Source organism: Cryobacterium sp. Hh7 (genome assembly GCF_004403155.1).
GTDB lineage: Bacteria > Actinomycetota > Actinomycetes > Actinomycetales > Microbacteriaceae > Cryobacterium > Cryobacterium levicorallinum.
This window is the reverse complement of the sequence record NZ_SOHG01000016.1, coordinates 230,278-243,517: the sequence shown is the minus strand read 5'-3', so window position 1 is coordinate 243,517 and position 13,240 is coordinate 230,278. Positions and strand designations below refer to the sequence as shown.

Annotated in this window: 14 protein-coding genes; 11 read left to right on the top strand and 3 right to left on the bottom strand. The window is 62.6% G+C overall.

What is annotated here, in order from left to right:
• Positions 1-160 precede the first annotated feature (160 nt).
• The 4 genes from E3T43_RS06135 to E3T43_RS06120 all read left to right on the top strand — a co-directional run bounded on the left by E3T43_RS06135 (position 161) and on the right by E3T43_RS06120 (position 3,829).
• Positions 161-1,252, top strand: coding sequence for an ABC transporter substrate-binding protein (locus E3T43_RS06135; RefSeq protein ID WP_134443100.1), 1,092 nt, complete (start codon positions 161-163; stop codon positions 1,250-1,252).
• A gap of 116 nt (positions 1,253-1,368) precedes the next feature.
• Positions 1,369-2,214 (top strand): ABC transporter ATP-binding protein, encoded by an 846-nt coding sequence (locus E3T43_RS06130; RefSeq protein ID WP_134471705.1) that lies wholly within the window; start codon positions 1,369-1,371, stop codon positions 2,212-2,214.
• Positions 2,211-3,023 (top strand): ABC transporter permease, encoded by an 813-nt coding sequence (locus E3T43_RS06125; protein ID WP_241978840.1) that lies wholly within the window; start codon positions 2,211-2,213, stop codon positions 3,021-3,023. The genes E3T43_RS06130 and E3T43_RS06125 overlap by 4 nt, the downstream gene beginning before the upstream one ends.
• Positions 3,020-3,829 (top strand): ABC transporter permease, encoded by an 810-nt coding sequence (locus tag E3T43_RS06120; protein WP_134443098.1) that lies wholly within the window; start codon positions 3,020-3,022, stop codon positions 3,827-3,829. The genes E3T43_RS06125 and E3T43_RS06120 overlap by 4 nt, the downstream gene beginning before the upstream one ends.
• A gap of 54 nt (positions 3,830-3,883) precedes the next feature.
• Here E3T43_RS06120 and E3T43_RS06115 read toward each other — a convergent pair whose 3' ends face one another.
• Complete coding sequence (locus E3T43_RS06115; RefSeq protein WP_134471799.1) at positions 3,884-4,906, bottom strand: App1 family protein; 1,023 nt, start codon at positions 4,904-4,906, stop codon at positions 3,884-3,886.
• Between the two features lie 148 nt (positions 4,907-5,054).
• Here E3T43_RS06115 and E3T43_RS06110 point away from each other — a divergent pair, with 148 nt between their 5' ends.
• The 5 genes from E3T43_RS06110 to E3T43_RS06090 all read left to right on the top strand — a co-directional run bounded on the left by E3T43_RS06110 (position 5,055) and on the right by E3T43_RS06090 (position 9,205).
• Positions 5,055-5,732, top strand: coding sequence for a TetR/AcrR family transcriptional regulator (locus E3T43_RS06110; protein ID WP_134471704.1), 678 nt, complete (start codon positions 5,055-5,057; stop codon positions 5,730-5,732).
• Between the two features lie 200 nt (positions 5,733-5,932).
• Positions 5,933-6,865 (top strand): ABC transporter ATP-binding protein, encoded by a 933-nt coding sequence (locus tag E3T43_RS06105; RefSeq protein WP_134471703.1) that lies wholly within the window; start codon positions 5,933-5,935, stop codon positions 6,863-6,865.
• Entirely contained in the window at positions 6,862-7,545 is a 684-nt protein-coding gene (locus E3T43_RS06100; protein WP_134471702.1) for an ABC transporter permease, read from the top strand. The genes E3T43_RS06105 and E3T43_RS06100 overlap by 4 nt, the downstream gene beginning before the upstream one ends.
• Positions 7,542-8,249, top strand: a complete 708-nt coding sequence (locus E3T43_RS06095; RefSeq protein ID WP_092450489.1) for an ABC transporter permease — start codon at positions 7,542-7,544, stop codon at positions 8,247-8,249. The genes E3T43_RS06100 and E3T43_RS06095 overlap by 4 nt, the downstream gene beginning before the upstream one ends.
• A gap of 29 nt (positions 8,250-8,278) precedes the next feature.
• Positions 8,279-9,205: an ABC transporter substrate-binding protein gene (locus E3T43_RS06090; RefSeq protein ID WP_134443096.1), complete on the top strand. Its 927-nt coding sequence runs from the start codon at positions 8,279-8,281 to the stop codon at positions 9,203-9,205.
• 64 nt (positions 9,206-9,269) lie between these two features.
• Here the strand turns inward: E3T43_RS06090 and E3T43_RS06085 are convergent, their stop codons facing one another.
• Both E3T43_RS06085 and E3T43_RS06080 read right to left on the bottom strand, forming a co-directional pair.
• The gene (locus tag E3T43_RS06085) at positions 9,270-10,220 is read right to left on the bottom strand and encodes a M56 family metallopeptidase (RefSeq protein ID WP_134471701.1); all 951 of its coding nucleotides are present in this window, start codon (positions 10,218-10,220) and stop codon (positions 9,270-9,272) included.
• A gap of 27 nt (positions 10,221-10,247) precedes the next feature.
• Positions 10,248-10,634 (bottom strand): BlaI/MecI/CopY family transcriptional regulator, encoded by a 387-nt coding sequence (locus tag E3T43_RS06080; RefSeq protein ID WP_134471700.1) that lies wholly within the window; start codon positions 10,632-10,634, stop codon positions 10,248-10,250.
• Positions 10,635-10,777: 143 nt separating this feature from the next.
• Here E3T43_RS06080 and E3T43_RS06075 point away from each other — a divergent pair, with 143 nt between their 5' ends.
• Together E3T43_RS06075 and cydB are read left to right on the top strand one after the other, a co-directional pair.
• A complete protein-coding gene (locus E3T43_RS06075) occupies positions 10,778-12,190 on the top strand; it encodes a cytochrome ubiquinol oxidase subunit I (protein ID WP_134471699.1) in 1,413 nt (470 codons plus the stop codon).
• Positions 12,191-12,212: 22 nt separating this feature from the next.
• Entirely contained in the window at positions 12,213-13,217 is a 1,005-nt protein-coding gene (gene cydB / locus E3T43_RS06070) for a cytochrome d ubiquinol oxidase subunit II (RefSeq protein ID WP_134471698.1), read from the top strand.
• Positions 13,218-13,240: the final 23 nt, after the last annotated feature.

Sequence of the window (13,240 nt, the reverse complement as noted above, 5' to 3'; positions counted from 1 at the left end):
AACCCTTCTTTTTTAGACATCCGTTCGAAACAAAGTCGAACTCGAATCGATATCTGCCCCGCCTAAACTGCCATTTCTGGTGCTGTTCTGCCCAGGAAATTCATGATCCACAGCGTCTGTACCACCGCAGCGCCCTTGCACCCTCGAGAGGAATCCCGCAATGACACCATCCAGAGGCTTTTCCACCCATAATCGAGCGGTTGTCCGGGTGGTCAAGGGCGTCGCCACCGCCGCCGTGCTGGCCTTGGCACTGACGGCCTGCGCGGGCAGCGATACCCCGGATGCCGCGGGTACGGCCGGGGAGGGTGCCTCCTTCGGCGACGCGAGCATCCAGTTCAGCTGGATCAAGAACGCCGAGTTCATGGGCGAATACCTCGCCGATCAGAACGGTTACTTTGCCGAGGCCGGTTTCGATGCCGTGGACATGATCGAGGGTCCGGCGTCCATTGAAGCTGCCGTCATCTCGGGCAACGTCGACGTCGGCATCGGCAACGCCATCTCCACCGGAACGATCATCGCCAACGAGGGCGCTCCGCTGAAGATTATCGGCGCCACCTACCAGAAGAACCCGTTCACGATTCTTTCGCTCGCCGACAAGGGCAATATCGCCGGTCTCGACGATCTGCTGGGCAAGACCATCGGCGTGCAGGCGAGCAACCTGAGCCTGTGGGAAGCCTTCCTCGAAATCAACGACATCGACGAGGATTCCCTGACCACCCTTCCGGTGCAGTACGACCCGACCCCGCTGTTCAACGGTGAGGTCGACGGTTGGTTCTCCTACCTGACCAACGAGTCCATCGACGCCGAGCTTCTCGGGCTCGACCCGGTCAACCTGCCGCTGGCCGACTTCGGCCTGCCGTTCGTCGCCGAAACCCTCACCGTGACCGACGACGCGATCAAGAACGACCGGGAGAAGCTCAAGGCCCTGCTGGTCGCCGAGATCCGTGGCTGGACCGACGCTATCAACGACCCGGCCGCCGCGGCGAAACTCACCGTCGACACCTACGGGCCGACCTTCGATCTCACCATCGAGAAGGAAACCCGTCAGGCCGAGATTCAGTCCACCGACCTCGTGGTGAGCGCGGACACCCTGGCCAACGGGCTGTTCACGATCAGCTCTGAGCTGCAACAGCAGAGCATCGACACGCTCGAAGCGACCGGCCTGACGATCACGGCGAGCCAGTTGTTCGATCTCACCCTGCTCGCCGAGGTCTACGCCGAGAACCCCGACCTGCTCGCGTACAGCAAGTAGCAGCCCGGTCGGCCGGCTTGCGGGTCGCGTCAGTGTTCCGCAAGCCGGTCTGACCGGAACGTAAAATGGGTACCGGACGAGAACCAATCGCTGTCGCCGCTAAGGAGTAAGAAGACGTGAGTAGTACTGATGCCGGTGTTCGTGATTCAGCGGTCCGCGCCGAGGCGGAGGCGGCCGCTTCGGGAACCGGCCTGCATATCTCCCAGTTGCACAAGGTCTTCGCCGCCGGGCGCAAAGAGGTCGTCGCCCTCGACAATGCCAACCTGCACACCGACATGGGCAGTTTTCTCTCCCTGCTCGGGCCGTCCGGGTGTGGAAAATCCACCATTCTGCGCATCCTCGCCGGGCTCGAGCAGCCAACGAGTGGCACGACCAGGGTGGACGGCAAGAGCCCGCAGGAGCTGCGTGGCGGGCACCAGCTCGGCATCGCCTTCCAGGATTCCGCCCTCCTGCCCTGGCGCAGCGTGCGCTCGAATATCCGTCTGCCGTTCGAAGTCGCTCGCATTCCCGTCGACGATGCCTACATCGATGAACTGATCGCCCTCGTCGGACTGCAGGGCTTTGAGAAGGCCAAGCCCGCGCAGCTCTCCGGCGGCATGAAGCAGCGCGTGTCCATCGCCCGGTCGCTTGTACTCAAACCCTCGGTGCTGCTGCTCGACGAACCCTTCGGGGCCCTCGACGACATGACCAGGCAGCGTCTCAACCTTGAGCTGCTGCGCATCTGGACCCAGAAGCCGGCCACCACGCTCTTGGTCACCCACGGAATCGCCGAGGCGATCTTCCTCTCCGACCACGTCGCGGTAATGAGCGCACGTCCCGGTCGGGTCAAGGAAGTCATCGACATCGACCTGCCCCGGCCCCGGTTGCCGGAGATGATGCGTTCGCCCGAGTTTCACTCCCTGCATGACCGTGCCTCCGACCTGCTATTTAGCGATGCCGCCGTGCAGGGCGACGACCAGTGATTCGAAGTTCGCTGCGCGCCCTGCCCGCCTGGGCGACCGGGCTGATCGGGGTCGCCGGCGTTGTCGCACTGTGGTGGATCAGCGCCGTCACTGTCTTGGCCGAGGTCGGCTCGATGCCGGGCGGCGCGGTGCCGACCCCGCTGGATGTGCTCCGTCAACTGCTCAGCGATGGGCCGGCCTTCTACCTGCCGCACGTCAGCGTCACCGTGCTCGAAGCGCTCATCGGCTTCGCCTGGGGCAACGGGCTCGCCCTGGCCCTCGCCGGCCTCGTGCTGCTGCTGCCGCGCATCGAGAAGATCGCCATGCAGATCGCCGTGATCACCTACTGCATCCCGATCGTCGCCATCGGCCCGATCGCCTACATCGTGATCGGCGCGCCGAGCGCCGGCGACCCGGCGGGGACGGCGGTTTTTCTCGCGGCCATATCCGTGTTCTTCACGACCGTGATCGGTTCCCTGGTCGGTCTCAAGGCAGCGGATGCCGCGAGCCTCGACCTCATCACCGTGTACGGCGGCAGCAGATTCACGCAGCTGCGCAAGGTGCGCCTGATCGCGGGGCTGCCCAGTGTGCTGACGGCGCTGCAGATCGCCGCGCCGGCCGCCTTCATCGGGGCGATCCTGGGGGAGTACCTCGGCGGGGTCAGCCGCGGCCTCGGCATCGCCATGCTCGTGGCCGGTTCAACGGCCAACGTCGACCGGGTGTGGAGCCTCGCGCTCGTCGCAGGAGTCACCGCGGGGCTCGGCTACACGATTTTCGCCGTCATAGTGCGTTTCGCCACGCCGTGGACGACCGGACGGAGCAGTCGATGAGTTTCGCACGAGTCGCAGTCACGACCGTACTGCGCGGACTGCTGACCGGGCTCGTCACCCTCATTCTCGTGCTGCTCGCCTGGCAGGCACTGCTCCTCGTGCTGGACATTTCTCCCTTCCTGGCCAAGGGACCCCTCGACGTCTGGACCTGGCTCGTCACCGTTCCCGAGGCCGCCGATAATCGGGCCCTCATTCTGGGCAACCTCGTGGTGACCCTGAGCGACGCCTTTCTCGGGTTCGTCGCCGGGCTCACCTGTGCCCTGCTGCTCGCGGTCGTGTTCACCCTGTCGCGGGGTATCGAGCATGCCCTCATGCCCATCGCCCTGCTGCTGCGGTCGGTGCCGCTCGTGGCCCTCGTGCCGATCATCAGCCTCATCACCGGGCGCGGACTCACCACCGCGGTCGTGATGGGCGCCATCGTCGTTCTGTTCCCCGCCCTCGTGAACATCGCCTTCGGTCTGCGGTCCTCCTCACCGCAGATCAGCGATGTGATCACGGTCTACGGCGGCAGCGCCGTCACGACCCTGCGCAAGGTGGCATTGCCGAGCTCCCTGCCCTCGTTCTTCGCCGCGGTGAAGATCTCGGTGCCCGGCGCTATCACCGGGGCACTCTTGGCCGAGTGGCTGACCACCGGCCAGGGCCTCGGCAACTCGATCGTCGCCGCTGTCGCCAAGGTGCAGAATTCCGAGGTGTGGGCCTCGGTCGTGGTGATCACCATTGTCTCGCTCGCCCTCTACGGCCTGGCCCAGGTCGTCGAGAACCTGGTGCTGCGCCGCATGAGCATGGATCAGAGCACCGCGGGGTAACCCAACGCGATCACAATCGCTGGTCCTGTCAAAGCCGCTCAGATCAGGCCGGGCTCAAATCAGGCCGTGCTCGGCCAACTGGCTGGACAGGCTGGACCCATCGGGGCCGTACACCCAGGGGGCCTCAGGGCCGCCCTCGATGAGCACGGCGTCGCGGGAACGGCCGCCGGCGAGCACGGCCTCGCTCGCAGAGAGCTGGCGAATGGCCACGGCGGCGACGCTTCCGGGGTAGTCGCGTTGAAAGTCGCTGTAGATGGCTTCGTCGTGCTGGCCGTCGTCACCGATCAGAATCCAGCGGATTTGCGGAAACTGTTCGGCGAGCAGCCGCAGGTTGTCGCGTTTGTGGGCACTCCCGCTGCGGAACCAGCGGTCGTGTGTCGGGCCCCAGTCTGTCAGGAGCAGTGCCCCGGCCGGGTACAGGTTGCGGGAGAGAAAACGGGACAGGGTCGGTGCCACGTTCCAGGCTCCGGTCGAGAGATAGATGACCGGAGCACCCGGGGTGAACGACGCGAGCCGTTCCAGAAAGACCGCCATGCCTGGGGTCGGCACCCGGGCATGCTCGTCGAGCACAAACGTGTTCCAGGCTGCCAGCAGGGGCCGGGGGAGGGTTGTGACCATGACGGTGTCGTCGACATCAGAAACGACACCGTAGCCGACCGTTGGGGCAACGATGAAGATGGGGGCGTGCTGAACGTCGGAGAATTCGGTGTGCAGTCGGGCGACGTGCCACCCCGGGGGCAATGACACGGGCACCACGGTGTCGACGACCCCGCCCCGGTCGGCCTGCACGTGATGGGTTTGGCCATCGATCTCGATCGTGACCGTGACGTCATTGACCGGAACGCTTGTGAAGCTGCGCCAGCCTCGAATGCCGGCGTCGCGGCCATCCGCTCTCGGACGCTTTTGCCGTTTTTCCGGCTTGTCCGGCTTGGCCAGCAGAACGCGGCAGAGAATGCGCACCCACCCGGTGGAGCCATAGCCGGAATACGGAATGACGGTCGGTCGGTAGCCGCGGCGACGGGCGGAGTGTTCCCGCCGATCGTGCAGCCAATCCTCGATCCGAGCGGCACGGTGCATGATTCGCACGGGACTGGTCGCGTTCGGCGTGTTGTCTCGGGACTCTGGCACTCCCTCATTCTGCCATGCTTGCTGTGCATCCCCCGATCAGAGATGTATAAATGGGGTTTTACCCCGTATGATGATGACTTATCTTCAAGGGGGATAAATGCCGCTTAATGGCCTATTGGGTGAAGACGCTGGCGCCACACCACAGCAGGTGCGCGCTGAGCCGATTCAGCAGCGCAGCGCAGCACGGTTGTCCGGTTTGCTCGATGCCGCAGCTGCGGTCGTGGACGAGGTCGGTTTCGACCGCATCACGACGGCGATGATCGCTGAGCGTGCCGGTGCGTCGATCGGTACGGTCTATCGCTATTACCCCGACCGGGTGGCTGTTCTGCACGCCCTGCACGAGCGTGCCGTCGTGCGTTTTCGGCAGCGCGTCGTCGACGAGCTCGGCGCAAGCACCCTTACCACCTGGTGGGACGCTGTCGACTGTGTCGTCACGGCCTTCGTCGGTCTGTACCGTTCAGAGCCCGGCTTTCGCATCGTCAACTTTGATGACCGAGACGGTGTGCCGGCAGCGGATGCCGCGGCCGACGTTGATTTCTTCGCCCGCCGCCTGGCTGATGTGCTCGTGAACGAGTTCAATCTGCCCGCAGGCCCGGAGCTCATCTTTCGCCTCGAAGTCGCCGTCGAAATGGCCGACGCACTATTGGCACGTGCTTTCCACAGCGAGCCGCTCGGTGAAGAACGGTTTATCGCCGAGTGTCGGCTGGTGTTGCGCGAGTACCTCGACCGCTATTACAGCCCGCGGGCGCTCAGACTCCTCGCCGCTGCGTCGTAGCCTCTGCTCGTCATAGCGGCTCTGCGTCGATCTGCCGCTGCATTGCTCGGTGGGGTGGTCGGAATTTGAGGCAGTGGGTTGCCTGTTCGCTCCGGGATGAATTCTTTTTGCGCAATCTGTTTTGCCTGTCGCGTAGAAAAGTGGTTGGGTTAGCATCTGGTTTGTCTGACCCGACTTGATGCGAGGAGCGAGCCACCACGATGATTGAATTCCACTCGGTGACCAAACGGTTCCCCGACGGCACGGTTGCCGTCGATGGCTTCAGCCTCGTGCTGCCCTCGCGCAAAACCACCGTATTGGTCGGAACCTCGGGGTCGGGAAAGACAACGCTGCTGCGCATGATCAACCGGATGGTCGACCCGACGAGCGGGTCCATCGAGATTGACGGGGCCGATATAGGCACACTCGAACCGGTCAAACTGCGGCGTGGGATCGGCTACGTCATGCAGAACTCGGGGCTGCTTCCCCATCGCAAGGTCATCGACAACGTCGCCACCGTGCCGATGCTATCGGGGATTCCCAAGAAGAGAGCCCGCGCCGAGGCTCTGCAGTTACTCGACACGGTCGGTCTTGATCGATCGCTCGCCAACCGGTACCCGAGTCAGCTCTCCGGCGGCCAGCAGCAACGAGTCGGAGTGGCGCGCGGCCTCGCGGTCAATCCCAACATTCTGCTCATGGATGAGCCCTTCGGCGCCGTTGACCCCATTGTGCGGGCGGAACTGCAGCAGGAGTTGCTGCGCCTGCAGCGGGAACTCGGAAAAACGGTCGTGTTTGTGACGCATGACATTGACGAGGCCTTTTTGCTCGGCGACCAGGTGGTGATTCTGCGTACCGGCGGGCTGATCGCCCAGGTGGGGTCCCCGGCGGAGATCCTGGCCAATCCGGCAGACGATTTTGTGGCCACCTTTGTCGGAGCAGACCGCGGCAAACGCGTGCTGCACCTCGAGTCCCACTTGGACGGCGACGTGCTTGTCGACGCCGATGGACGGCTCGCCGGCGTACTCGCGGGTGGAACGTCCCCCAGTGCCGCCGCTGGAGCAAAGGCCGCGCCCGAAGAAAAGACCGCCCTCGAAGTAAAGGCCGGCCCGTTCGCGGGATCGGGTGCCCCGGCGCAGGGTGGGGATCCCCGGTGACCTGGATATGGTCAAACCTGGACCTCATCTGGGATCGCACTCTCGATCACGTCGTGCTGAGCGTTCCGCCCATCATCCTCAGTTTTCTCCTGGCTGTTCCCCTTGGCTGGCTGGCATACCGCTTCCGCGTTGGGCGCGGCATCATTCTCTCGGGCGTAGGCCTGCTGTACGCCGTACCCTCGCTCCCACTCTTCATTGTGCTTCCTTTCATCGTGGGAACGACCGTTCGTTCGCCGCTCAATCTCATCATCGCCCTGACGCTCTACGGTGTGGCGCTCATGGTGCGAGTGGTGGCCGATGGTCTCGCCTCCGTCGACCGAAACGTTCGACAGTCCGCGATGGCGGTGGGCTTCTCCGAGTGGACCCAATTCTGGCGGGTGGAGTTTCCACTCGCGGGTCCGGTCCTGCTGGCCGGGTTGCGGGTCGTCGCAGTGAGTACGGTCAGTCTCGCTACGGTGGGCGCTGTCATTGGTGCCCAGAGCTTGGGCAGTCTGTTCACCGACGGTTTTCAGCGCGGCATCCAGGCGGAAATCATTGCCGGGATTATCGCCACGGTCGTACTCGCCCTGGCACTGGACGGGGCTCTCGTTCTTCTCGGTCGTCTTCTCATGCCGTGGACGAGATCTGCGCCATCGACGGCGCGCGCGCCGTTGCGCTCTGACAAGGAGGCGGTGGCATGAACTTCTTTGCAGATGCAGTCGCGTGGCTGTTCGATCCGACCAACTATGTGGGATCGAATGCCATCGGCATCCGGGTATTGGAACACCTGGGCTTTACTTTACTCACACTTGTCTTTGCGTCCGTCATCGCCATACCGCTGGGCTTCTTCATTGGACACACCGGACGCGGGCGTGGCTTGGCTGTCGGAACTGCAGGCGCTTTCCGTTCCATTCCGACCCTGGGGTTGCTCACGCTTGTCGCTCTGTCGGTGGGAATCGGTCTGACCGCACCCTACGCGGCCCTCACGGTGCTCGCGATCCCACCCATTCTCGCGGGGGCATACACCGGCTTTGAAGCGATTGATCGCGCGACCATCGATGCCGCCAGAGCCGTGGGGATGTCGGAGGGGCAGATTGTGCGCAAAGTGGAGCTTCCGCTCAGCCTTCCCCTCTTGATGGGTGGGTTGCGCTCGGCCACGCTGCAAATCGTGGCCACCGCCACACTCGCTGCCTACGTGGCCGACATCGGACTGGGCCGCTTCCTGTTCACGGGGTTGAAAAATCTCGATTATGCGCAGATGCTGGGCGGGTCCATTCTCGTTATTCTGCTCGCGCTGCTGCTTGAGGGCATCTTTACGGTGCTTCAGAAATTGGTTGTTCCCCGCGGAGTTGCGGCCGGACGCCCCACAGACATCTGGGCCGGTTTCACCAAGCTGGCCCGGTGATGGAATTCGCCATCATGAAAGGAAAACGCATGTTCACAGCAAAAAAAGGCCGACTCACGCTCATCAGTGTGGTCGCGGTTGGGGCCGCAGTAGCCCTCGCAGGGTGCGCGTCCGGTGATCCCCTGGGCAGTGGAAGTGGCGCCACAAGCGCTGCCGACACGCTCGTTGTGGGTTCCCAGGACTACTACTCCAATGAGATCATCGCCGAGATCTACTCGCAGGCATTAGAGGCCAACGGTTTCACCGTCGACCGCACGTTCCGGATAGGCCAGCGCGAGGTGTACCTGCCCGAGCTGGAAGCAGGCGGCGTCGATGTATTCCCCGAATACACCGGTAGCCTGCTGCAGGCACTCGAACCGAACGCTGTCGGTGGCACGAGCGACGCGATCTACACCGAGCTTCAAGCGGCGCTTCCTTCTACCCTGCGCGTGCTGGACAAAGCGGCGGCCTCAGACCAGAATTCCTGGACCGTAACCCAAGCCTTCGCGGAAAAATACAACCTAACGGACATTGCGTCACTGAAGAATGTCACCGAACCGCTCATGGTTGGTGGCACCTCTGTGCTGGAGACACGTCCGTATGGGCCGGCCGCCCTCAAGGCGAAGTACGGCATCGAAACCGCCGGTTTCACCCCGATTGAGGATGGTGGTGGCCCGCTGACCGTTAAGGCTCTTGTTGACAACGCTATTCAGCTGACCAATATTTATACGGCAAGCCCCAACATCAAGTCAGACAAGCTCGTGGCCCTGAGCGACCCAGATGGTCTCTTCTTCTCGGACAACGTCGTGCCTTTGGTTTCCGAAAAGGTCACCGACAAGGCCGCGTCGGTACTGAACAAGATCAGTGCTGCCCTCAGCGCTGAGGACCTGGTGAGCCTCAACTCTGAGAGCGTCAATGACCAGAAGTCCGCTGAGGCCATCGCGGCGGCCTGGCTCGAAAAGGCAAACCTCTTCTAGCAGAATCGTTTCACCCAAAACCCTCATAACGTCCCTTCTTGGGCGGTGTGAGGGTTTTGTGCGTCTATGCCCGCAACAGCACGATGGCTGGGGCGAGGGCGAGCGCGATCGCGGTCACGAAGACGGCCATGGTGGCGAGGCGGGACAGGGGAAGAGCCTGGTTCATGAGCCGGTACACCCGCGGAGCGACGAGTGCGCGCTCCGGCGACGAGATCCATGGCTCGTCCGACTCGCCATCCGACGCCGCGGCGAGGACCTCCGGTTGTTGCCCCAGCCCCACGAGCGCGATAGCGGTAGCAAGTGTGCGGTCGTCCACGTCGCGGCGTGCGCGATCGTCAGCGATCATTTCAACCAAGAGCGCCACGGCATTTTCGGCGCGATTGGCGATGGGAAACCAGGGTAGGGCGCTGTGCCAACTCTTGAAGGCCAATAACACCAGGTGATGCTGCTGAACCAGGTGGGCTCGTTCGTGGGCGATCACCGCACGCACCTGGTCGGCGTCGAGCAGGCGGAGCAATCCCTTAGACAGCACCGTCGCGGAATGACCAGCACCGGGAAGGCAATAGGCGACCGGGGCAGGATGGTCGATGACGCGCATTCCCGGTTGGCCGTTCAGAGGATCGCTGAGCAGGGCGATGAGAGTGTAGTGGCGGCGTCGCTGTCGCTCGGCGCGCACGAAAGTGGCGACCAAATTCAACAGCAGGTGAGTGCTGAGCAGAATAGCTGCCCCGAGCGCGAGCACGTGGGTGAAACGCGTATCGGCCGGAAGAGTGCCGGACCGCAGGCTGTAGCCGAGGGCGATGACGCTCTGTGGCAGAGCATTACCGAACGGGACAAGACCGTAGAGCAGCAGGGAGCCGATCATCGACATGCCACCGGACAGGGCGATGGCCTGCCAGAGCACGAGGGCGACGTCCGGGGAGCGCGCGGGCCAATCCGAGCGGGCCAGCACCAACGGAAAAGGCCAAGCGAGAATCACGGCGATGACGCCAAGCAGGGCGGCGCTGATGATCATGGGTATCGCAGTTAAGGTCTGGCGGAGTTAGAGGTTGTCGGTCGTCGCAACGCCGAGGAGTTGGCGCAGCGTGTCTGCCTCCTGAGGGGTGACGCCTCCAATGAACCGCACGAGGGCCGCTTGGCGGTCCGGCACCTGCCCGAGTACCTCATGCATGAGCCCGGCCGTGTGGGTCGCACGGGTCATAACAGCGGTGTACGTGTGTGGGCGCACGCTGCGGTCGCGGGTCACGAAACCCTTTGTCTCAAGTCGAGACAACACCGTCAGAACGGTTGTGGTCGCAAGTGGCTTCGTGGGCTTGGTCGCAGGACCCGGGCGCATCAAAGAATCCTTGAGGTCGTTGGCGGTCAACGGTGTGGGGGAGTCCCACAGGACATCCATCAGAAGCCGCTCAAGCACGCCCAAATTCGCCATACGCAGCATCTTACGCGGTCGAACTGTAATTTCTACGTGTCGTAGAAAATTGCTGTCATATGCAGGTTTCTACACAGCGTAGAAGTGTAGTGTTCTACACAGCGTAGAAATTATGCGTAATGCGAATAAATGCTGGAGGGCATATGAACGAGTGGTTGGATCCGTTACTCCTCTCACGGTGGCAGTTCGGTCTTACGACCGTCTACCATTTCCTCTTCGTGCCTCTCACCATTGGCATGGCCCTCACGGTCGCCATCTTCCAGACGGCGTGGGTGCGCACCGACAAGGCCAAGTACTTGCAGCTGACGCACTTCTTCGGCAAAATCTTTCTGATCAACTTCGCCATGGGCGTCGTGACGGGAATCGTGCAGGAGTTTCAGTTCGGTATGAACTGGTCGGATTACTCGCGCTTCGTCGGTGACGTGTTCGGGGCCCCGCTCGCGTTCGAGGGCATCCTTGCCTTCTTCCTCGAGGCGACGTTCATCGGCCTGTGGATCTTTGGCTGGGACAAACTGCCGAAGAAGGTGCATCTCGCCACCATCTGGCTCACCGTGATGGGCAGCATCACGTCGGCTTACTTCATCCTCGCGGCCAACGCCTTCATGCAGAACCCGATCGCGTATACCATCAACGCGGAGAAGGGCCGGGCCGAGCTGACTAGCATCGGGGAACTGCTCACCAACCCGATCGCACTGGCGGCGTTCCCGCACACCATCTTCGCGTGTTTCATGGTGTCGGCAGGCCTGATCATTTCGGTGGCGGCCTGGCACCTGGCACGTAACCAGCATTTTGAGACCATGCGCCCAGCTCTCAAATTCGGTCTGTGGATGATGGTCCTGGCCGGCATTGGTACAACTCTCGCCGGCGACCAGCTCAGCCTCGTGATGGGTGAGGTACAGCCGATGAAAATGGCAGCCGCCGAGGCGCTCTACCACACGGCCACCGGAGCCAACGCGTCGTTCTCCCTCTTTACACTCGGCACGCCCGACGGTGTGCACGAACTCTTCTCGATCCGCATCCCGTACCTGCTCTCGTTCCTCTCGACCCACACCTTCGACGGCACCGTGCAGGGCATCAACAACTTGCAGGCGCAGTACGTTTCGACGTACGGCCCCGGCGACTACACGCCCACCATCTGGATCACCTATTGGGCGTTCCGCTGGATGATCGCTCTCGGTCTCGTACACATGCTCGTGGCCGTCGTTGGGCTGTTTCTCACCCGCAAGGGACGGATGCCGAAGCAGAATTGGGTATGGAAGCTCGCTATTTGGAGCTTCCCCGCTTCGCTACTCGCGATGACGGTCGGCTGGGTATTCACCGAAATGGGCCGCCAGCCGTGGCTCGTGTTTGGTCTGCTGAGAACGCAGGACGGCGTTTCACCCGGCGTGACCGGCGTGGAAATTCTCATCTCCCTGATCGCCTTCACGGTGCTCTACGGCATTCTCGTGGTGGTCGAGTTCAAACTCATCCTGAAAGCCGTTCAGAAGGGGCCGGACGATGCTCCGGTTCTCGACGCCGAGTCCGGCGAAGTCAAGCACACCGCCACGGTCTATTAAGACGGGTCGAGGGGAATACAAAATGGATCTCACAATTCTTTGGTTCTGGATCATCGCTGTCATGTTCGTTGGGTACTTCGTGCTCGATGGATTCGATTTTGGGGTCGGCATGTCTCTTCCATTCCTGGGCCGGGACGACACCGATCGCCGCGTTCTCATCAACACCATCGGTCCGGTTTGGGACCTTAACGAGACCTGGGTGATCGTGGCGGGGGCGTCGTTGTTCGCGGCGTTCCCCGAATGGTACGCAACGATGTTCAGCGGTTTCTACCTCCCGCTCGTGCTTATTCTGGTGGCCCTGATCGTGCGCGGGGTGTCGTTTGAATACCGGCACCAACGCCCCGAATCTTCGTGGAAGAAATGGTTTGACGGCATGATTATCGTCGGATCGGCCGTTCCGGCATTGCTCTGGGGTGTGGCTTTCGCGAACATCGTGCGCGGCGTGAACCTCGACGTCAACCACAACTACACCGGTACCTTCTTTGACCTACTCAACCCGTATGCCCTGCTCGGTGGGGTCACCACTCTGCTGCTGTTCTTTGTGCACGGTGTGGTCTTCATCTCGCTCAAAACCGAGGGTGACATTAGACTGCGGGCACGCAAGCTCGCCACCAAAGCCGGCATCCTGACGATCGTTGTCGCGGCTACCTTCCTGGTGTGGACAGTCTTTGCCTACGGCACCGTGGCATCCGCTCTTCTGGCCGCCGTGGCGGCTGGTGCACTGATCGCATCGTTCCTCGCCAACCTGCGCGGGGCCGAGCGGCTCGCATTCGGCTTGATGGCCGGCACTATCGGGTTGGTCGTGCTGAGCCTGTTCGCTTCGCTGTTTCCCGAGGTCATGCCGGCGAGTAACGACCCAGCCAACAGCCTGACCATCGCCAACGCCTCCTCGTCGGCGTACACGCTGGGTGTGATGAGCTGGACGGCACTGATCGGAATGCCCGTCATTCTGCTCTATCAGGGTTGGACCTACTGGGTGTTCCGCAAGCGCATTGGTCGGGCCCATATTGAGGTCTCTGTTCACTAGCTCGCCCCTGACGAGTGCCCCGT